The following is an 18,888-nucleotide window of genomic DNA, read 5'->3' as shown; positions in this document are numbered from 1 at the left end:
ATCCGTTGTGGGGTGATGGCAGCGGACAAGCCCTCCGATCACCAGGAGGTGTGGTGGACGTACCGATATGAGTTTACGTCTCTCACCGATGCACGCCGTTCGGCTAAGCAACTCTCACTTGACAACCGCGATACGGGTGGGAGCGAGCTATGACTGCTCTTGGAAGGTGCAGAAGTGATGTTTCATTCGAACGGACAACTATCGGTGTTTGGGTTTGTGAGAAACGGGAGCTGCATTGGTACCTATTTGTCCTCCCGTAGTTAGTCAACCATATGTTGAAAGAGGTTCTAATCTATCAACTATTGGTGCGTTTGATGATCTATCACGGTATAATCTTGAACGCTCCCTATGGAACGAATTCACTGCGCTTTTCGTCTTCTGAATAAATAATCCTCTATCGCACAAAGGAAGACCTATGTTGCGTTGGTTTACAGGAACAGTTGTTATCATTATCCTCACCGCTTGCGGTGCTCCGGTGGGTAGCTCGCCTGTTCGGCCCACAGTGGCTCTCGATCAATCTGTTTCCACTCAACCTCCCGCTGCTACCCGCATTCCTGATACTGCCTTACCGACAGCAGTCCTGACTGTGTCGCCGTCGCCTACGCCTGCTGTCTCACCAACTACTTCGTCATCGAGTATCCCAACGATCAAGGAAACATCAATACCACCGCTCAAGGAGTCGCCGATGCCCATTCAACCTGCACCCCCATTTAATGCCCAACCGTTGCAGCCCCCCTACAGCCCCACCATCGAACAGCAGATCGCTGCTGCCAAACAAGACCTGGCTCAGCGCCTTGGGATTGATGCTGCCACGATTGAGGTTGTTTCGGTCGAGGCGGTAACGTGGCCCGATGGTTCACTCGGCTGTCCACGTCCGGGTATGGCCTACACTCAGGTCTTGATCGATGGTCTGCTTGTGCAACTCCGGGCCAATGGCCAGATGTATCCCTACCACGGTGATGGTCGCCAGCCCCTTTTCTTGTGTGATTCGCAAGCCGGTTCGCAGTCAAAACCACCTCGCCAGTCGCCAAGTAACGCACCGTAACGTTCTACATACCTACCCCCTCTCCACATTGCGTGGAGAAGGGGGTACGTACGCTGCAAACTCGCATTACGGCCTGACAACCTCACCACTGAATGATTTGATGTAGGTGCCGAAGAAAGATGGGCTGGTCAGTTCAGCGTAGTTTGTCCAGCGACCAAGCCGAACACCTTGGGCACGGAATGTGATCGTCACCGTTTGTCCCGGTGTGCCGGGTGTAGTTGCAATGTACACATCGTCTGAACCGGCGGTCGGGATAGTACCGATGACCGGTCCAAAACCGTCGTTGCTGTAGATGTTTGCACCTCTGTTGCCAAACGCATTCTCAGCACCGACGGTGACAAATCCGCCATCACCGTTCGAAAGAACCGGACCATACGAGTAGGTAATGTCCTCGACCCCGTTCAGGCCGATCCAGATCTGGAAGGTGTTGATTTGGCTGTCACCCCAGTTCGGCGCGTTCTCCCACTCCAGAATCAGCCAGCAGGCATTCGCCGGGTTGCTGCACGGACCAAAACCGACAAGGTAGGCATAATAGTTACCACCTGCACTGCCGTCAAGGTCGGTCCAGAACGCGCCAAGCGTGTTGTTCGGGCGTTCTGCATTGGGAAAGGTGCGGTTGATGAATGAAATGTCTGCCGCAGTACCACCACCGACCACTGCGTAGCCATTACTGACCATCGCGATCGTATTGTAGCTTTGCCCACCGAACAGGAATGAACGTGAGAGGGTTAGGTTGACGAGAGTCTCGTCACCGAGACTGATATTGGGTGATGCACCAAGACCGGCTAGTGAGAGGTAGCCGTTGAAGCCTAAACGACCCGCACTCACATTCGGAGGCGCTGCCCCGAGCAAGGTTCCGTTGTAGGTAAGACCGTTGCCCATCTCAACTGCACCACCGGTCACGCTACCGCTCACCAGTTTCAATTGTCTTGGCATGGTGTCGTTCATCGTGACCGTCACGTTGTTGAAGGTGTTGTTGGAGATAGTAATGGTGCAATCGGTGGTGCCGCGCAGCGCGAGCGTGGCCGGGTTGCACTCCTTCTCCATCTGGATCGCAGGCTCACGGCGCACGATGGTGATCGGGAAGCGGACCTGACAACCGTTACGCTCGGTGAAGACAACCACGGCGTGGCGTACCTGTCCAATCGGTACGTCACGTGCGTCAACGGTGATGTTGAAGGTATAGGTGCCGTTGGCTGGAATGAAGAATTCCTTCGGAACCGTTATCTTAAAGTCACGTGGTTGGCCGGCCTGGTACGAGATCGTACTCTTGTAGAAGCTGTCGTAGCCCGACACCTCACGCACCGTTCGGCTTACGGTGATCAGTCCTGGTATGTTCGGAACGTATAAGCTTGGATAGTTTGCCTTCCACAGTTCGTTTTGCAACGTTACGTAGTTGGCGCCGCTCTCATCGAATGTGAGTCCCGGATCCCATGCCTTGTTGAGATTGATTCGTCCCGAACCGGCATCGAATGGCGTGAAACGGGTCACGCCGTCCTCTTTAAAGACGCCGGCTGCTTTCGCGCTGGTCATCAAAGCCGACTTGATCTGACCCGGCGTCCATGTTGGGTTGAGCCATTTCAGTAAGATGGCGGCGCCAGCGTTGTGCGGACTCGACATTGAGGTACCGCTCAGGAAAGCGAATTGTGGTACCGGCGTTCCGTATTCAATCGCTGTGTAGCCGGCCAGAATATTGACGCCAGGCGCAGTAACGTCGGGCTTGCTAATGCCGAGCGTTTGGCCGGGTCCACCGCGTGAGCTGAAGCCGGCCATCACATCACCCTGTATCGGGCCGGGGGCGCCGGCTGTGAAGGTGGCCGTCGCACCGGGGTTGGCAGTTAGGAACGCCAGCAGCGCTGCGCCATCGGTGTTCTGAATGTGAACTGTGGGAATGATATGGAAATCGGCATCGAGACTACTCGGCGACGAGTTGTACAAGATCATACCCACGGCGCCGCCTTCAGCGACGTTGGCACTCTTAGCGACGCGCGCAATCACACCACGCTGACAGACAACGATCTGCCCGGTGAACGATCCCGGTGCTGCCGGGTTTAAACAGAGCGGGTCACCTGTATTAACCACAACCGAAGCAGGGGTGGCAATCCCGGCACCACTCGATGCACCGACAGCGGTAAATGTTCCACTGCTGCCTGTGACGGTTAGCGTGCTGAGATATGAACGATCTGAGGTACTGGCGCCAACAGTGGCTACCCACGGTTCGCGATGGTTGACCGTGTCGGCTCCAGGACCGGAGTTGCCAGCCGAGGCCGACACCAAAATCCCGGCATTGTAGGCGTCAAGGAAGGCGAGCGAGGCGATATCGCTGTAGGGGTTTGTTCCACCGCTAATCGAGAAGTTGATCACTTGAACGCCATCGCGGATCGCCTGCTGCACTGCTGCCGCCGAATCGGTTGTGAAGCAGCCTTGTTCACCGCAGACTTTGTAGTTGACAACATAGGCGCGTGGGGCAATACCTGAAATCGTTCCAAATACCCGACTCCCATCACTGGCCGGTACGCCACGATTGCCGGCTGCAGTCGAGGCTGTGTGAGTTCCGTGACCGTCATCGTCACGACCGGATAGAAATTCATATGGCTGGGTGCCGACAAAAAAGTCATAGGCAGTCATGAAGCGGTACGAGCCGATCAGTTTGTTGTTGCAAGTAAATGGCGCGTCGCCGGGTATCGCACTGCCAAAATCACATGCGCGCACGCCACCGGGATTACCCGGCGCCGGTGGGGGTGGTGCATATGGCTTGCCGAGCGGATCGGGATCTGAGAACGAGGGGTGTTCGGGCCAGACGCCGCTATCGAGCACACCGAAAATGACCCCTTCGCCAGCAAACGCCGAACCACCGCCGCGGTTCCATGCCGTGGTAGCGCCGATAAAAGTTGGAGTGCGGTAGGTTTCGATTTTCTCGATCCGGTCATTGATCACATCCACTACGTTCGGCAGTCGGCGCAGTTGGTCGAGTTGGGAAACCGGCGCTGCAACTGAAACGCCGCCAATGATCAGATCGAAGCGGTGGGTGATGACGAGGCCGGGTATACGCTGTTGCGCTTGGGCGATAAGTGCATCGAGTTCGGCGTTCAGTTGGCGCAGGTACTGCTGGGCAGCGGGGGAGTTGATGTTGGTAATACCATTCTGCGCCATAAACGACAGTAATGATGGTGAGTCGACCTTCAAGAAGACGCTAGCAAGGGTGCCGTCGCGCGAGAGAGCAAGTTGTTTGTTGTAAGCTGCATCCTCTCGGCTTGTGATGGTTGCTGGCTCGATAGTTAACGGCGTCCCGGTCGTGGGGCGTTCAGGGCGTGGCTGCGCTCCAACAGGGCGCAGCGGCGTTATTCCGACCAAAATCAGCGACAGCAGCAACGTCAAAGCCACGAAGTACGAGCGTGGAAATGGACGACTCATGATTCCCCCTTCAGATGAATACAGGAAACGACGGCATACCCCTTTGTATGACGTTTGATGGTGAAAATGCACCTCCTTTCACTGTGATTACAGCATACTAAGCATGCATGTTCATTAGAACAACGCACGTTACAGAAAGCTAAATGTAATGTGACGATTCAGACAAAGTTTATTGTAGTAGAAACTTTTCTACCGTTCAAGTGCTAGGAAGTGGATTGCGGCAGCTAGTTGATGAATCTTTTTATAGATCATGATGAGATTTTTGCCACTATCAAAGTACAGCCTCGGTGTGACGCGATGGTCACCGGTATTGAAGCGACGGCAACCCACTTGTCAAGAGGTGTTGCTCACTTTCGTGCACAATTATTCCCTGATAGACACCGTTCACTTCTAACGGATTACTAACACTCCGCTGATAGCGATCTAACATCGCTTCTTTATTTACTCAGGTGTACGCCTTACTTGTCATCACCGTTGTATCGCTACGTGCCGATGCACGCTGATGATCAGAAGGAGGTGATTCGCCATGACGATGGATCTTGGCCTGCTCATCCTGCAAGTGGTCATCGGTTTGCTGATGATGGGGCACGGTGCGCAGAAGTTGTTCGGCTGGTTTGGTGGTCAAGGCTTACGCGCCACTGCCGATTGGCTGGCAAGCATGGGGCTACGTGCGCCGCGCTTTTGGGCGCTGATGGCCGGTCTGGCTGAGTTTGGCGGCGGTTTGCTCTTTGCACTTGGCCTCTTCCATCCGATTGGACCTCTCGCCATCATCGCGGTCATGATCGCGGCGATTGCCCTCGTCCACTGGTCGCACGGTCTGTGGATTAGCAACGGTGGGAGCGAGTATTCTCTCGTGCTGACCGTGCTAGCGTTGGTGATGGGGTTGTGGCAACCCGGCGCATATACCCTCGATCGGGTGTTGGGTATCGCTTTGCCGCAACCGCAGACCTTCTGGGTCGGTCTGATCATCGTGCTGCTTGGTCTCGCGTTCGCGCTGTTCGGACGCCAGCATCGTGCGATGGCAACGCCGCATAGCGCCGGTCAAGCTACCAGCTAAGCAGGTGTGGGCGTCATCCAACCCGACGCCCACATAGTCGAGAGGAGGTATCCCGTGCAAGTAAGACCACTTCACGATCGCGTTGTCGTGAAACCAAAACCCAAAGAGGAGAAGACCAAGGGCGGTATCTTCCTGCCGGATACCGCGAGCAAAGAGCGCCCGATGGAGGGCGAGGTTATTGCGGTTGGTCCGGGCCGGCGTGCCGATGACGGTAAGATTATTCCAATGACAGTGAAGGTTGGTCAACATGTGTTGTACGCTAAATACGCCGGTACCGAGTTTAAAATCGACGATGAGGAGTATCTGATCCTGCAAGAGAAGGATATTCTGGGTATCATCGAGGAGTAGGCAATATGGCGAAGCAACTGATCTTCGATCAGCAAGCTCGTACTGCACTCAAACACGGTATCGATACACTCGCGCTAGCAGTCAAAACGACGCTCGGCCCCCGTGGCCGCAATGTTGCCCTCGATAAAAAATGGGGTGCGCCAACCGTCACCCACGACGGTGTGAGCGTAGCGAAGGAGATTGAGCTGAAGGATCCGTTCGCGAACCTTGGCGTGCAACTGCTTAAGCAGGCCGCTGTTAAGACCAACGATGTTGCTGGTGACGGTACCACGACGGCGACTGTGCTTGCCCAAGCGATTATCAATGAGGGCTTGAAGCTGGTAGCCGCCGGCGCGAACCCGATGCTGCTCAAGCGTGGTCTTGATAAAGGCGGCCAAGCCTTGGTAGCCCGCATCAAAGAGCAGGCGATTACCCTCAAGACCCGCGATGAGATCCGCAATGTTGCCACCATCTCGGCCCAAGATGCCGAGGTTGGTGAGTTACTGGCGACCGTGATGGATAAGATCGGTCGCGACGGCGTCGTGACGGTCGAGGAGGGTAAGAGCACCCATCTCGAGCACGAGTTGGTCGAGGGTATGCAGTTTGACCGTGGTTATATCTCGCCCTACTTCATCACCGACTCGGCTCGTATGGAGGCGGTGCTCGATGAACCCTACATCCTGATTACCGACAAGAAGATCAGCTCGATCAAGGATTTGTTGCCGATCCTTGAAGCGGTGCTGAGCAGCGGCAAGAAGGATCTCCTCGTCATCGCCGAGGATGTTGATGGTGAGGCTCTGGCGACGTTGGTCGTCAACAAGTTGCGTGGTACCCTTAATGCCCTCGCCGTGAAGGCCCCTGGCTTCGGTGATCGGCGCAAGGCGATGCTGCAAGATATTGCGATCCTCACCGGCGGTACCGTTATCTCCGAGGAGATTGGCCGCAAGCTCGAAAGCGCTACTCTGCAAGACCTTGGCCGCGCCCGCCGCGTCAAGGCCGATAAGGATAACACCGTGATTGTTGAGGGTCACGGTGACAAGCAAGCCATCCAAGCCCGCATTGCCCAGCTCAAGCAGCAGATCGAGACTACAACTTCGGATTACGACCGCGAGAAGTTGCAGGAGCGTGTCGCGAAGTTGTCGGGTGGTGTGGCCGTGATCAAGGTCGGTGCGCCGACCGAACCGGCGATGAAAGAGCGCAAAGCCCGCGTAGAAGACGCACTCAACGCGACTCGAGCCGCGGTTGAGGAGGGTATCGTTCCCGGTGGTGGTGTCGCACTTCTCAACGCCATCCCAGCACTCGATAACGTCACTACTCAGTTTGACGAAGAGCGCATGGCGCTCAGCGTCCTGCGCCGCGCCCTCGAAGAGCCACTCCGCCAGCTCGCAACCAATGCCGGCGAAGATGGTTCGGTGGTGGTCGAGAACGTGCGCAACGAGCAACGGAAGCACAACAACAACCACTACGGTTACGATGTCATGACCGGTACGTATGTCGATCTCATGCAAGCCGGCATTATCGACCCGGCCAAAGTGGTGCGCACCGCGCTAGAGAATGCAATTAGCGTCGCCGGTATGGTGCTGACGACCGAGGCGTTGATCGTCGAGGCTCCTGAACCCAAGAAGAACAACAACACGCCACCAATGCCGGACGACGATTTCTAATCCGGTGACGAATCCTGTAAAGCCGCACGGCTGTGCGGCACCCCAACTATAAGGTGATCGCGATCAATGGGTAGCGCCGCACGGCTGTGCGGCGCTACGGTTATACCGTGATCGTAATGAACACCGTATGGCGGTATCGTTACACCCGCGTAATGTATTCACCGGTGCGCGTATCGATCTTCAACACGTCACCCTCATTGATAAACGCCGGTACTTCAATCACCGCCCCCGTCTCTAACGTAGCCGGTTTGGTGACGTTCGTCGCCGTGTCGCCGCGTACCGCCACCGTCGTCTCAACAACCTTCAAATTGACAAAGATCGGCAACTCGACACCGATAATCTGATCCTTCTCGGCGTCGTATACAAGGTCAACCGTCTCATTCTCTTTCATAAACTTCACCGCATCACCGACCAACTCCGCCGAAACCGGAATTTGATCGAAGGTATCGTTGTCCATAAAGACGAAGCTGTCGCCTTCGCGGTAGAGATACTGCATCGGACGGCGCTCGATACGCACAATGTCGATCTCTGCACCGGCCCGTACTCGATCTTCAATGACTTTACCAGTAGTTAGACTCTTCAGCTTCATCCGCACGAAGGCGCGCCAGTTGCCTGGCGCAACGTGCTGAAACTCAACGACCTGATACAGATCGTTGTTGTACCGAATGACGATACCGTTACGCAAATCTGAAGTTGTTCCCGCTGCCATGTGAATATGCTCCTCGTGATCACGCTTTTTGTGACAATACAACACAAGCCGGGTAGGACTCGCTTCCCGGCGAATGCTATCACTATAGGCGGAAACTCGATTCTACGCAAGTTGTCACCCCAGTGATAAACACATTCTCTACGCCCTCCGCGCTCTTTGCGTGAGCAATCTTTGCGCCCTTTGCGCTCTCTGCGCCTTTGCGTTACCGCCTTTGCGCCCTTTGCGCTCTCTGCGCCTTTGCGTTACCGCCTTTGCGCCCTTTGCGCTCTCTGCGCCTTTGCGTTACCGCCTTTGCGTAAGCGGCCTGTGCGTGAGCAATCTTTACGCCTTTGCTCCCTCCGCGTTCTTTGCGTTAAGAAAACCGTTCTCTTGACCGATCAACCAATTGCTTACGTTCGGTACAATACTCCTAAAGCCCTACAATTTCCTTGAGGAGTCTCCATGAAACTCGTATTACCCAGTTTATTGCGTGATGAACTCCTTCCCCGTGTGAAAACCGTCGCGCCAGAAGCGACCATCGTCTGGTATGATCAGAATGGTGAATCAGACGCACCAATTAACGATGCAGAGGTCCTGCTTCGCTGGTTTTTTCCCCCCGAACAGTTAGCCGGCTTTATCCGCCGCATGCCAGAGCTACGTTGGCTACATATCCCTCGTGCCGGGGTTGATGGTTTACTCATCCCCGAAGTGATCGAGCGTGACATCATCGTTACCAATTCTGCCGGTGTCCACGCCATCCCCATCAGCGAATTCGTAATGCTCTTTGCCCTCAGCCATGTAAAGCAAGCCACCCGTCTGCATCAATTACAAGCCGCTCATCAGTGGCGCGAACACGATCTCCAATTGCGCGAACTGGCCGGATCAACTATGCTCATTATCGGTCTCGGTCAGATCGGGCAGGCCATTGCCACACGCGCGAGCGCCTTTGGAATGCGAGTCTGGGGTTCGCGCCGCACACCACGCCCGACTCCCGGAGTCGAACGGGTGGTAGGTGAAGGGGCATGGAGAACACTGCTCCCGGAGGCCGATTTTGTCGTCATCGCAACCCCACTAACACCGTTCACCCGTGGCATGTTTGGGCGAGAGGAACTGGCGCTGATGAAGCCAGATGCCTACCTGATCAATATCGCCCGTGGTGAAATCATTGACGAAACGGCATTGATCGAAGCCCTCCATAATCGTCGGATCGCCGGAGCCGGCCTCGATGTCTTTACCCAAGAGCCATTGCCGCCCGACAGTCCATTTTGGACATTGCCGAATGTCTTTGTGACGCCACATATCTCATGGAATTCTCCATTTATCCGTTCCCGTACACTTGATCTCTTTATCACGAACCTGCACGCTTTCATCCACAACGAGCCAATGATCAACGTGGTTGATAAGCAAGCCGGGTATTGATACCATATCCGTGTGCAGCCAACACATGGTCTGTGACAGAAGGAGTATATGTTCATGTCTTCAACTGTTGATCGTCTGACCGATCTCTTCGCGACTCGGGTGCGTGAAATTGTGCCGCCACTCTTTGGGGCTGCTGGCGAGCCGGTCCGACCGCTAATCAGCCTTGCCTATGGATTAGCCGACCCCGCCCTCTTCCCCCGTGCTGAGCTGATGGCTGCCGCTACCCAAGTGTTAGCTTACGAAGCGGCCGAATCGCTCAACTACGCGATGTCGTACCCCGGTTTGACCGACCAGATCGTGGCTCGTTTACAGGCTGAAGGAGTCGATGCCCAACCCGAACAGGTATTAGTTGGTTACGGTTCTGGTCAGATTTTAGCTCTATTGCCTGAAATCTTTGTTGAGCCGGGTGACATCGTGATCATCGAGGGTCCGAGTTTTCTCGGTGCGGTCAAGCGCTTTGTCCAGAGCGGTGCCCGACTGATAACAGTGCCGGTCGATGAGCACGGCATGAACGTTACCGTGCTAGCCGATGTCTTATGCAGGTTAGCCGCAGAGGGTCGGCGACCAAAGTTTATCTACACGATTCCCACCTTCCACAATCCTACCGGCGTAACGCTCAGCCTCGACCGACGACGACAGCTTGTGACGTTAGCCGCCGAATACGGCGTACCCGTCATCGAAGATGATGCCTATATCGATCTTCGGTTCAGTGGTGAGCCACTACCATCACTGGCTGCACTCGACCAGGCCGGTTGGGTGATCCGGGTTGGTACCTACTCCAAGATACTTGCGCCTGGCTTACGTATTGGCTGGGTGCATGCCCGTCGGGAAATCATCGACCGGCTCCTCATGGTCAAAGCCGAAGGCACCACCGGCCCATTTATTACCCGTGTAGTTGCCCGCTACTGCGCCGATGGCCGTCTCGAACGGCATATTACCGAGCTACGCCGGCACTATGCTGCAAAGTGTCACGTGATGGTTTCAGCAATTCAGCGTTATTTTCCCGCCGAGGCACATTTTGTCAGACCTGAAGGGGGCTTTTTTATTTGGGTTACGTTACCTTCAGGGGTTAGCGCTCAGGCCTTATTGACCGCCGCTCACGCCCGTGGTACCGAATTTTTGCCCGGCTCTGCCTGCTTCGCCGAACCCGGTCAAGGTGATAATGCCATCCGTCTCGCCTTTAGCCTCCAAAGCAGTGAACGGATAGAGCAAGGGATCGCCGCAATCGGTGCTGCATTCGGCGATCTGTAACTCAAAGACGCGAAGGGGCGATACACAAAGACGCGAAGGGGCGATACACAAAGACGCGAAGGGGCGATACGCAAAGACGCGAAGGGGCGATACGCAAAGACGCGAAGGGCGCAGAGAGCGCGGAGAGTTTTGTGGGAGAATAACAGTACTCTTACATGCCAATACTCGCCTCTTCGCGCCTTAGCGTTCTCCGCGCCTTTGCGTTTTTGCCGCGAATCCTTTCACCTGTTCAAACGGTTTTACTTAATGAGGAGGCAAATCTACATTCAAGAGTTACACCATGAACGAAAACATTCTCAGCCACCACATCATTGCTGCTGCAATCGAAGCACATCGTAATCTTGGCGGACCGGGCCTACTCGAGCGTATCTACGAAGAAGCACTAGTATGGGAATTATCACAAGCCGGCATTCCAGTTGAACAACAAAAATATCTGCCGATCAAGTACAAAAACCAAACACTGGCAACCCCACTCCGCATCGATCTCCTGGTGGGTGGATTAGTCATCGTCGAATGCAAAGCCGTGAATTTCTACAACGAGGTGTTTACGGCGCAAGCACTCACTTATTTGCGGTTGTCCGGTCTAAAGCTTGCCCTCGTCATCAATTTCGGTGAGCGGATGGTAAAAGATGGTATTCATCGTGTTGTAAATCGCCTGTAACGCGGAAACGCAAAGACGCAAAGTGCGCAGAGGGTTTTTGGTAGAGGAAGGAGCGCGCTTGTGTGACTCCAACCCTTTGCGCGCTTCGCGTGCTCTGCGCCTTTGCGTTAATCGGCAGTGCGCAGAGGGTTTTTGGTAGAGGGAGGGGCGCGCTTGTGTGACTCCAACCCTTTGCGCGCTTCGCGTGCTCTGCGCCTTTGCGTTAATTCTCTGCGTTTCTATTCCGCCACGTGACTAAAGATATCGGTCTCCGAGATGATCCCAATCGGCTCACCATTCTCAACCACGGCCAACCGGCGAATATTACGCTCGACCATCAGCGCCGCACACTCGGCGATAGAAGTCTCCGGGCTAACACTCAGCAAGGGCCGTGTTGTCAGATCACCGACAGTCAAACCATCAACCGCTCGACCCTCGCGCACGACCTTCTTCAACACGTCGCGCATGGTCATAATGCCCCACTGTCCACTCGCATCCGGCTTAACAATCACCGAGTGGATATTGCGCCCACGCATATAGATCGCCGTTTCGCGCAACGATGCCTCAGCCGGTACCGCTACCACGGCCCGCGTCATTACCGCCCCCACGCTATCGTGCGGATAAACCTTACCATCAGCTCGGCGCAGAATCTCTGGTCCGAAGGTCGCTTCAGGATGGGGCACGTGACCGGCAGCGATCTTCTCCATATTAGCAATGATCAAGCTACCGAACTCTGAGGTCTTCACCTCGCGTGCCCCTTCCATCAACCGGGCGAAGTCATAGGTCACCGTCTTGTCGGCAATCGTGCGCTTAAGCCCGGCAATAATAAGGTCAGCAGCTTCCGTCCAACCCATATAGCGCAGCATCATCTCTCCCGACAAAATCACCGAACCGGGGTTCACCTTGTCGAGATCGGCATACTTCGGTGCCGTACCATGGGTCGCCTCGAAAATGGCGTGACCGGTCACATAGTTGATGTTACCGCCGGGTGCGATACCGATCCCACCGACTTGCGCTGCCAACGCATCCGAGAGGTAGTCGCCATTGAGGTTTGGCGCGACGATAACGTCAAATTCGTCTGGCCGGGTCAGCACTTGTTGGAAGATAATGTCGGCGATGGTGTCTTTGACCAGAATCTTGCCACTGGCTAGCGCCTCTTTCTGCTCGGCGTTAGCTGCTGCTTCGCCACGTGCCGCTTTCGTGCGCTCCCACTGTGCCCACGTATAGACATAATCACCAAACGCTCGCTCGGCATATTCATACGCCCAATCGCGAAAGGCCCCCTCGGTGAACTTCTGAATGTTCCCCTTGTGCATAATGGTAATGCTCTTCCGCTTGTAATTAATCGCGTATTGAATAGCCGCCGCCATAATGCGCTCGGTACCGATTCGGCTGATTGGCTTAATACCAATCCCGACTTCGATCTTACCTTCTGGTTCCTCACCGATCAAACGGCGAAACTCGTCGGTCTGTTCAGGGGTGCCAAACCGAATCTTCGCGAAATCCTTTGGGAATTCACGCTGTAAGAATTCGATGATCTTGGCCGCCTCTGGACTACCACCACGATACTCAATCCCGGTGTATACATCCTCCGTGTTCTCACGGAAGATGACCATGTCAACCTTTTCGGGGTGCTTAACCGGCGACGGTACACCGGCAAAGTGTCGTACCGGTCGCTGACAGACATACAGGTCGAGATGCTTGCGCAGCGCTACGTTGAGTGAGCGGATACCGCCGCCAACCGGTGTTGTGAGCGGTCCCTTGATTCCAACTAGATACTTCTGGAACGTCTCAATGGTCTCATCGGGTAGCCAGTTGCCGGTCTGTTGGAAGGCCTTTTCGCCGGCCAATACTTCCAGCCACTCGATTTTGCGCTTGCCACCATAAGCCAGTGCTACCGCAGCATCGAAGACCCGCACACTGGCCCGCCAAATATCGCGACCGGTACCATCACCTTCAACGAAAGGAATAATCGGGTGATCGGGCACTTGTAGGCGCCCGTTGACGATTTGAATGGCTTCGCCTTTTGGCGTGGGATTCATAGTTCGACTCCTTCACACCTTACAATAGATTGCGGCCTGTATTATAGCCGACAATTGTTCTCTTGACGACTCTCACGCCACAACATTTTCCTGCACGAATTTGATGGGCATCGCCGTGCGGAAAAGCCGTTATCCGTGCAATGTATGTTCCTGTCTTTACATTGTTTCCCACTTTTGCAGACAGATCGCACAAGAAACTTCCTTAGATCGTTCGCATTGACACAACCCTGAAGACAAGTATAATTCCCTTGACACCTCTGCCCGCACCGGCAGGCCGGCGCTCTGCATACTGTGAGGCTGCGTATGCTTGAATCATACATTCCGGTTCTGATCTTGTTTCTCATCGCCGTCTTCATCGCCGCCTTTGTCATCACACTCTCTGCACTGCTTGGTCCGCGTCGCAGTACGCCGCGCAAGCTGGCACCCTATGAGTCAGGAATGAATCCGATCGGGCAGGCAATCCGACGTATTCCGGTTAAGTTCTATGTCGTGGCGATGCTCTTTATCGTCTTCGACATCGAAGTCGTCTTCTTTTACCCCTTCGCACTGGTGTTTCGCCAGCTCGGGCCGGCCGGTTTGGTTGTGATGGGTGTCTTTTTTCTCGTACTGATCGTCGGCTTCGTCTATGAATGGAAGAAAGGGGCCTTGCGATGGGAATAGAAGAGAAGGCCGGTAATCTTGGTATTGTCACGACGACCCTCGAGACGGTCGTGAATTGGGGCCGTACCAATGCGATGTGGCCGTTGTTGTTCGGGTTAGCCTGTTGTGCTATCGAGATGATGGGGGCGCAGGCGAGTAACTATGACCTATCACGGTTTGGCATGGAGCTGAACCGTGCGTCACCCCGCCAAGCCGATCTTATGATTGTCGCCGGGCGTGTGTCGCGTAAAATGGCGCCGGTCGTGCGTCGTCTGTATGATCAGATGCCTGAACCGAAGTGGGTCATCGCCATGGGCGATTGCGCAGCATGCGGTGGTATCTTTAACAACTACGCCATCGTCCAGGGCGTCGATGAAGTGGTGCCGGTCGATGTCTATGTCGCCGGTTGCCCACCGCGTCCCGAAGCCTTGATCGATGGCATTATGATGCTGCATCAGAAAGTGATGCGCGAGAAGCTTAGCGGGAAGAAGGAAGCTCCGATCCGCATTGATCGGCCACTTGTGCAGGTGAAGTAGTATGAACAATCAGACGGTGCTCACCGTATTGCGTGATCGGGTTGGGAAAGACATTGTGGCCGTGAACGAGTTTCGTGGCGATTTAAGCGTGACGCTGACTCCCGCCGGCTATCTGGCTGCTGCCCAACTTCTCCGTGACGATCCGGAATTAGCGTATACGTTCCTCGAAAATCTGTGTGGCGTTGATTATCTCGGACGCAAGCCGCGCTTTGAAGTCGTGGCTCATCTGACCAGCATGCGCCATCGCCATCGGGTTTGTCTGAAAGTGGGATGTGATGAGCCGAACCCTACGGTCCCCTCGTTAACACCACTGTTCCCGACGGCGAACTATCAGGAGCGTGAAACGTTCGATCTGTTGGGCATTACGTTCACCGGTCACCCTTCGCTGACCCGCATTTTGCTGCCCGAGGACTGGATTGGGCATCCTCTGCGTAAGGATTATCCGTTAGGCGAGGAAGAAGTTGCCTTTACGTTTAATCAGGACCGAATCTACGCGCACAAGCCGTTCGCGAAGGAGTAGCCATGACTGAACCGATCACGGTGCCGACGCCACAGCAGATCATCGAGCCGGCAGTGACCGGGCGTACCGAGACGATGGTGCTAAATATGGGGCCGCATCATCCGAGTACCCACGGTGTATTGCGGCTTGTGTTGGAACTTGATGGCGAAGTGGTGGTGAATGTCGCTCCCGATGTCGGCTATCTCCATACCGGCATCGAGAAGACGATGGAGAGTAAAACTTACCAAAAGGCGGTAGTTCTGACCGACCGCATGGATTATCTGGCTCCGCTCTCGAATAATCTCTGTTATGCACTGGCCGTTGAGAAGTTGCTCGGTGTTGAGATACCTGAACGTGCCCAGATTGCCCGTGTCCTGCTCACCGAGTTGCAGCGGATCGCTTCGCATTTGGTCTGGCTCGGTACGCACGCCCTCGATCTCGCGGCAATGAGTGTCTTCCTCTATGCCTTCCGTGAGCGTGAGCAGATCCTCGATATTTTCGAGTTGGTTTCCGGCGCGCGTATGATGACCAGCTATTTTCGGATCGGTGGGCTGGCTTACGATCTGCCCGCCGATTTTATTCCTACCGTTGAGCAGTTCCTCGCCATTATGCCGTCGCGGATTGATGAATACGAGGATTTACTGACGGCCAACCCGCTTTGGCTCGAACGGACGGTTGGGGTCGGTGTTATTGATGCCCAATCGGCAATTGCCCTTGGTCTGACCGGCGCCAATCTGCGCGCGACCGGCGTTGCTTACGATGTGCGTAAGGCAATGCCCTATAGTGGCTACGAGACGTATTCATTTGAGATTCCGGTGGGCAAGAATGGCGATATCTATGATCGCTACCGTGTTCGGGTTGCTGAAATGCGCCAAAGCGTGAAGATTGTGCAACAGGCAACCGAACGATTGCGCGAGTTGGGACCTGGTCCCGTGATAACTCCTGATCGTAAAGTTGCGCCACCGCCTAAGCGTGAGATTACCGAAAGTATGGAGTCGCTCATTCACCATTTTAAACTGTGGACCGAGGGCTTCAAGCCACCGCGTGGCGATGCCTATGTAAGCATCGAATCACCCCGTGGTATTCTCGGTTGCTATGTGGTGAGTGATGGTAGTCCCAAACCGTGGCGTGTCCATTTCCGCGCACCGTCATTTATCAATCTTCAGAGTCTGGCGCATATGGCTAAAGGTCGGCTGGTGGCCGATTTGGTTGCATTAATCGCCAGCCTCGATCCAGTCCTCGGTGAGGTGGATCGCTGACGGGTTTGATGTGTGGGTTAGGGATTGGTGCCTTTAACGCAAAGATTGCTCACGCAAAGAGCGCAGAGGTGGGCAAAGATGCTCACGCAAAGGCCGCGGAGGAAGCAGAGGACGCTAACGCAAAGGCGCAAAGGGGGCAAGGGACGCAAAGGATGGGTTCTCCTTGCTCACCACGTGGAAGCGGGGGCTGGGGAGAGGGACCTCATGGCGAGGAAACCACGGAGGAAACAGTGACGCTACGCGAAACTTATCAAACTGAAATCGAGTCGATTATCGCGCGCTACGCCAGTAAGCGCAGTGCAGTCTTGCCATTGTTGTACCTTGCTCAAGATACCTACGGCTATCTCACCGATGATGCTATCTGTGAAGTAGCCGCGATCCTTGAATTACCACCGACCGATGTCTACGAAGTGGTCGGTTTCTATACACTCTTTTACGACCGTCCCGTTGGGACGTGGGTGTTGCAAGTCTGTGATGATGTGCCATGTTGTTATTGTGGCGCTGAAGAGTTGATAGCAGCGCTCAAGCAGACACTCGGCATCAACGAGGAAGAGACAACACCTGATGGTATGTTTACCCTGCAACGAGTGAAGTGTTTGGCCGCCTGTGACCGCGCACCGGTTCTCCAGGCCAACCTCAATTATGTGTATGATGTAACCCCCGAACGAGTGCAGACGTTGCTCGCCGATTTGCGGGCCCGAGCTGCTGAAGCACGCAAACAGGGTGTGAGCGGCCGTTTTGCCGAAGATTATGAGTTTACCCGCGATGGCCGTCTTGTCCAGATCGAACGCTTTTCACCGTATCGGCCACGCGAGTTTGTGAACGAACCACCGGTTACACCGACGACACCACCACCGGCGGTGGCTCCTGAGGCTGATGCCGGTCTTGAACGCCCTGATACGCGCAAGGCTTCGCCGTTGTGATACCGCGTTGGTAGCGCGCTAGAAAGATGGATACGATGGGGTTGACCGAACATATTATCATGCGGGAACTTGACATCCCTGATATTTCAGATTTTGCCGTCTATCGGCGTCATGGCGGTTGGGAGGCGTATCGCTATGCCCTCACCGAGAAGACGCCGGCCGATATTGTGCAAATGGTGAAGGACTCCGGTCTCCGTGGCCGTGGTGGCGCCGGTTTTCCTACCGGAATTAAATGGAGTTTTTTGCCTAAGGGGGTCTATCCGCGGTATCTCCTCTGCAATTGTGACGAATCGGAGCCGGGAACATTCAACAATCATCAGATTATCGACAAAAATCCACATCAGCTTATTGAAGGCGTCGCTCTTTCCGCGTTCGCCATCGAGGCCAATACAGCGTACATCTATATGCGCGGCGAGTTTGCCGCTGCGGCACGCACGCTTGAACGAGCAATTGCGCAGGCCTACGAAGCAGGTTTTCTGGGTAAGAATATTCTTGGTACCGGTTTCGATCTCGATATCTATGTGCATCGTGGTGCCGGTGCATATATTTGCGGTGAAGAAACTGCATTGATGGAGTCGTTGGAAGGTAAAATTGGTCAGCCTCGCTTGAAACCCCCCTTTCCGGCAGTCGCTGGATTATACGGTAAGCCGACAATTATCAACAATGTTGAGACTTTGGCGAATGTGCCGCGGATCGTCGAGAAGGGAGTGGCTTGGTACCGTTCCCACGGCACCGAGAAAAGCCCCGGTACAAAATGTTTCTCGCTGAGCGGTCATGTGAATCGGCCCGGTAACTATGAGCTACCTTTTGGTGTTCCTCTCCGCGAGTTAATCGAGTCGCCCGAATATGGTGGTGGGATGAAAGGTGGTCGTCCGGTGAAGATTATCATTCCCGGTGGCGCTTCCGCACCATGGTTGACCGCCGATCATCTCGATGTGCCGCTCGATTACGAAAGTTTGGCGGCTGCCGGTTCGATGCTCGGTTCTGGGGCAGTCATTGTGCTCAACGATACCGTCTCGGCTCCACACCTCGCCTACAAGATGGATGAGTTCTTTAAGCACGAGAGTTGTGGGAAGTGTACGCCCTGCCGCGAGGGTACCCATTGGTTGGTGCGAGTACTCCATCGTATGGTGGAGGAAGGTCACGCGACTGCGGCTGATATTGATACCCTCCACGGCATTTATCGCCAAATGGCCGGGAATTGCTTCTGTCTGCTTGGTGAAAGTGCGGTGATGCCGATAAAAAGTGCATTGCAGCTCTTCCCACATGAATTCGAGACGCTGGTTAAGCGGAGTGTTGGTCATAATGGACACCATATTCGGCTGACAGCTCACCGGTAGGACAAGCGCAACACGGTGAGTTGGGGATTGGGATATCTTGACCGCCGGGGTAGGTTCCCTTCCGCTTACACAGCGGGAGCGGGTCAAATTACCGCCTCCGTGGGAAAGAGTCTGGGACGAAGGGCCAAAGGTACACCCGCTACTA

General features: G+C 54.9%; 16 protein-coding genes and 1 pseudogene. 13 read left to right on the top strand and 4 right to left on the bottom strand.

Annotation, left to right across the window (positions count from 1 at the left end; genetic code table 11):
- The first annotated feature begins 415 nt into the window (after window positions 1–415).
- Complete coding sequence (locus tag ACP5OT_RS02690) at window positions 416–1,045, top strand: hypothetical protein (RefSeq protein ID WP_424676303.1); 630 nt, start codon at window positions 416–418, stop codon at window positions 1,043–1,045.
- Between the two features lie 66 nt (window positions 1,046–1,111).
- On the opposite strand, the gene ACP5OT_RS02685 is transcribed toward ACP5OT_RS02690, so the two are convergent.
- The gene (locus tag ACP5OT_RS02685; RefSeq protein WP_428131243.1) at window positions 1,112–4,459 is read right to left on the bottom strand and encodes a S8 family serine peptidase; all 3,348 of its coding nucleotides are present in this window, start codon (window positions 4,457–4,459) and stop codon (window positions 1,112–1,114) included.
- A 526-nt stretch (window positions 4,460–4,985) separates the two neighbouring features.
- Between ACP5OT_RS02685 and ACP5OT_RS02680 the strand changes: the two genes are divergently transcribed.
- The 3 genes from ACP5OT_RS02680 to groL are packed head-to-tail and all read left to right on the top strand — an operon-like array spanning window position 4,986 to window position 7,507.
- Window positions 4,986–5,516, top strand: a complete 531-nt coding sequence (locus ACP5OT_RS02680; protein ID WP_424676305.1) for a DoxX family protein — start codon at window positions 4,986–4,988, stop codon at window positions 5,514–5,516.
- Between the two features lie 54 nt (window positions 5,517–5,570).
- Window positions 5,571–5,864: a co-chaperone GroES gene (gene groES / locus ACP5OT_RS02675; RefSeq protein ID WP_012616334.1), complete on the top strand. Its 294-nt coding sequence runs from the start codon at window positions 5,571–5,573 to the stop codon at window positions 5,862–5,864.
- 5 nt (window positions 5,865–5,869) lie between these two features.
- Window positions 5,870–7,507 (top strand): chaperonin GroEL, encoded by a 1,638-nt coding sequence (groL, locus tag ACP5OT_RS02670; protein ID WP_424676306.1) that lies wholly within the window; start codon window positions 5,870–5,872, stop codon window positions 7,505–7,507.
- 139 nt (window positions 7,508–7,646) lie between these two features.
- On the opposite strand, the gene efp is transcribed toward groL, so the two are convergent.
- The gene (efp, locus tag ACP5OT_RS02665; RefSeq protein WP_012616332.1) at window positions 7,647–8,216 is read right to left on the bottom strand and encodes an elongation factor P; all 570 of its coding nucleotides are present in this window, start codon (window positions 8,214–8,216) and stop codon (window positions 7,647–7,649) included.
- Window positions 8,217–8,657: 441 nt separating this feature from the next.
- Between efp and ACP5OT_RS02660 the strand changes: the two genes are divergently transcribed.
- The 3 genes from ACP5OT_RS02660 (at window position 8,658) to ACP5OT_RS02650 (ending at window position 11,526) form a co-directional block, all read left to right on the top strand.
- Entirely contained in the window at window positions 8,658–9,614 is a 957-nt protein-coding gene (locus tag ACP5OT_RS02660; protein WP_424676307.1) for a D-2-hydroxyacid dehydrogenase, read from the top strand.
- Window positions 9,615–9,668: 54 nt separating this feature from the next.
- A complete protein-coding gene (locus tag ACP5OT_RS02655; protein WP_424676308.1) occupies window positions 9,669–10,865 on the top strand; it encodes a PLP-dependent aminotransferase family protein in 1,197 nt (398 codons plus the stop codon).
- A 280-nt stretch (window positions 10,866–11,145) separates the two neighbouring features.
- Window positions 11,146–11,526 carry a GxxExxY protein gene (locus ACP5OT_RS02650; RefSeq protein WP_424676309.1) on the top strand — a complete coding sequence of 127 codons (381 nt, stop codon included), beginning with the start codon at window positions 11,146–11,148 and terminating at the stop codon, window positions 11,524–11,526.
- Window positions 11,527–11,744: 218 nt separating this feature from the next.
- On the opposite strand, the gene ACP5OT_RS02645 is transcribed toward ACP5OT_RS02650, so the two are convergent.
- A complete protein-coding gene (locus ACP5OT_RS02645) occupies window positions 11,745–12,101 on the bottom strand; it encodes a CBS domain-containing protein (protein WP_428113625.1) in 357 nt (118 codons plus the stop codon).
- A gap of 108 nt (window positions 12,102–12,209) precedes the next feature.
- A pseudogene (gene icd / locus ACP5OT_RS02640) lies at window positions 12,210–13,547 on the bottom strand (NADP-dependent isocitrate dehydrogenase); the annotation flags it as partial.
- 303 nt (window positions 13,548–13,850) lie between these two features.
- On the opposite strand from icd, the gene ACP5OT_RS02635 reads away from it, so the two are divergent.
- The 6 genes from ACP5OT_RS02635 to nuoF all read left to right on the top strand — a co-directional run bounded on the left by ACP5OT_RS02635 (window position 13,851) and on the right by nuoF (window position 18,743).
- Window positions 13,851–14,207, top strand: coding sequence for an NADH-quinone oxidoreductase subunit A (locus ACP5OT_RS02635; protein ID WP_012616327.1), 357 nt, complete (start codon window positions 13,851–13,853; stop codon window positions 14,205–14,207).
- On the top strand, window positions 14,198–14,722 hold the full coding sequence (locus ACP5OT_RS02630) for an NADH-quinone oxidoreductase subunit B (RefSeq protein WP_424676310.1): 525 nt from the start codon (window positions 14,198–14,200) through the stop codon (window positions 14,720–14,722). Before ACP5OT_RS02635 ends, ACP5OT_RS02630 begins: the two co-directional genes overlap by 10 nt.
- 1 nt (window position 14,723) lies before the next feature.
- Window positions 14,724–15,242: an NADH-quinone oxidoreductase subunit C gene (locus ACP5OT_RS02625; RefSeq protein WP_424676311.1), complete on the top strand. Its 519-nt coding sequence runs from the start codon at window positions 14,724–14,726 to the stop codon at window positions 15,240–15,242.
- Window positions 15,243–15,244: 2 nt separating this feature from the next.
- Entirely contained in the window at window positions 15,245–16,480 is a 1,236-nt protein-coding gene (nuoD, locus tag ACP5OT_RS02620; RefSeq protein ID WP_424676312.1) for an NADH dehydrogenase (quinone) subunit D, read from the top strand.
- A gap of 230 nt (window positions 16,481–16,710) precedes the next feature.
- The gene (locus tag ACP5OT_RS02615) at window positions 16,711–17,403 is read left to right on the top strand and encodes a complex I 24 kDa subunit family protein (protein WP_424676313.1); all 693 of its coding nucleotides are present in this window, start codon (window positions 16,711–16,713) and stop codon (window positions 17,401–17,403) included.
- 35 nt (window positions 17,404–17,438) lie between these two features.
- Entirely contained in the window at window positions 17,439–18,743 is a 1,305-nt protein-coding gene (gene nuoF / locus ACP5OT_RS02610) for an NADH-quinone oxidoreductase subunit NuoF (RefSeq protein ID WP_428113622.1), read from the top strand.
- Window positions 18,744–18,888 lie beyond the last annotated feature (145 nt).

Origin of the sequence: Chloroflexus sp. (genome assembly GCF_049970315.1) — a bacterium.
Taxonomy (GTDB): Bacteria; Chloroflexota; Chloroflexia; order Chloroflexales; family Chloroflexaceae; genus Chloroflexus.
This window is presented reverse-complemented; position numbering and strand designations above follow the sequence as displayed.

What these genes read in the sequence shown, in the direction of transcription:
- ACP5OT_RS02690 (WP_424676303.1), top strand. Translation starts at nt 416, where the DNA reads ATGTTGCGTTGGTTTACAGGAACAGTTGTTATCATTATCCTCACCGCT.
- ACP5OT_RS02685 (WP_428131243.1), bottom strand. Translation starts at nt 4,459, where the DNA reads ATGAGTCGTCCATTTCCACGCTCGTACTTCGTGGCTTTGACGTTGCTG.
- ACP5OT_RS02680 (WP_424676305.1), top strand. Translation starts at nt 4,986, where the DNA reads ATGACGATGGATCTTGGCCTGCTCATCCTGCAAGTGGTCATCGGTTTG.
- groL (WP_424676306.1), top strand. Translation starts at nt 5,870, where the DNA reads ATGGCGAAGCAACTGATCTTCGATCAGCAAGCTCGTACTGCACTCAAA.
- efp (WP_012616332.1), bottom strand. Translation starts at nt 8,216, where the DNA reads ATGGCAGCGGGAACAACTTCAGATTTGCGTAACGGTATCGTCATTCGG.
- ACP5OT_RS02660 (WP_424676307.1), top strand. Translation starts at nt 8,658, where the DNA reads ATGAAACTCGTATTACCCAGTTTATTGCGTGATGAACTCCTTCCCCGT.
- ACP5OT_RS02655 (WP_424676308.1), top strand. Translation starts at nt 9,669, where the DNA reads ATGTCTTCAACTGTTGATCGTCTGACCGATCTCTTCGCGACTCGGGTG.
- ACP5OT_RS02650 (WP_424676309.1), top strand. Translation starts at nt 11,146, where the DNA reads ATGAACGAAAACATTCTCAGCCACCACATCATTGCTGCTGCAATCGAA.
- ACP5OT_RS02645 (WP_428113625.1), bottom strand. Translation starts at nt 12,101, where the DNA reads ATGACGCGGGCCGTGGTAGCGGTACCGGCTGAGGCATCGTTGCGCGAA.
- ACP5OT_RS02635 (WP_012616327.1), top strand. Translation starts at nt 13,851, where the DNA reads ATGCTTGAATCATACATTCCGGTTCTGATCTTGTTTCTCATCGCCGTC.
- ACP5OT_RS02630 (WP_424676310.1), top strand. Translation starts at nt 14,198, where the DNA reads ATGGGAATAGAAGAGAAGGCCGGTAATCTTGGTATTGTCACGACGACC.
- ACP5OT_RS02625 (WP_424676311.1), top strand. Translation starts at nt 14,724, where the DNA reads ATGAACAATCAGACGGTGCTCACCGTATTGCGTGATCGGGTTGGGAAA.
- nuoD (WP_424676312.1), top strand. Translation starts at nt 15,245, where the DNA reads ATGACTGAACCGATCACGGTGCCGACGCCACAGCAGATCATCGAGCCG.
- nuoF (WP_428113622.1), top strand. Translation starts at nt 17,439, where the DNA reads ATGGGGTTGACCGAACATATTATCATGCGGGAACTTGACATCCCTGAT.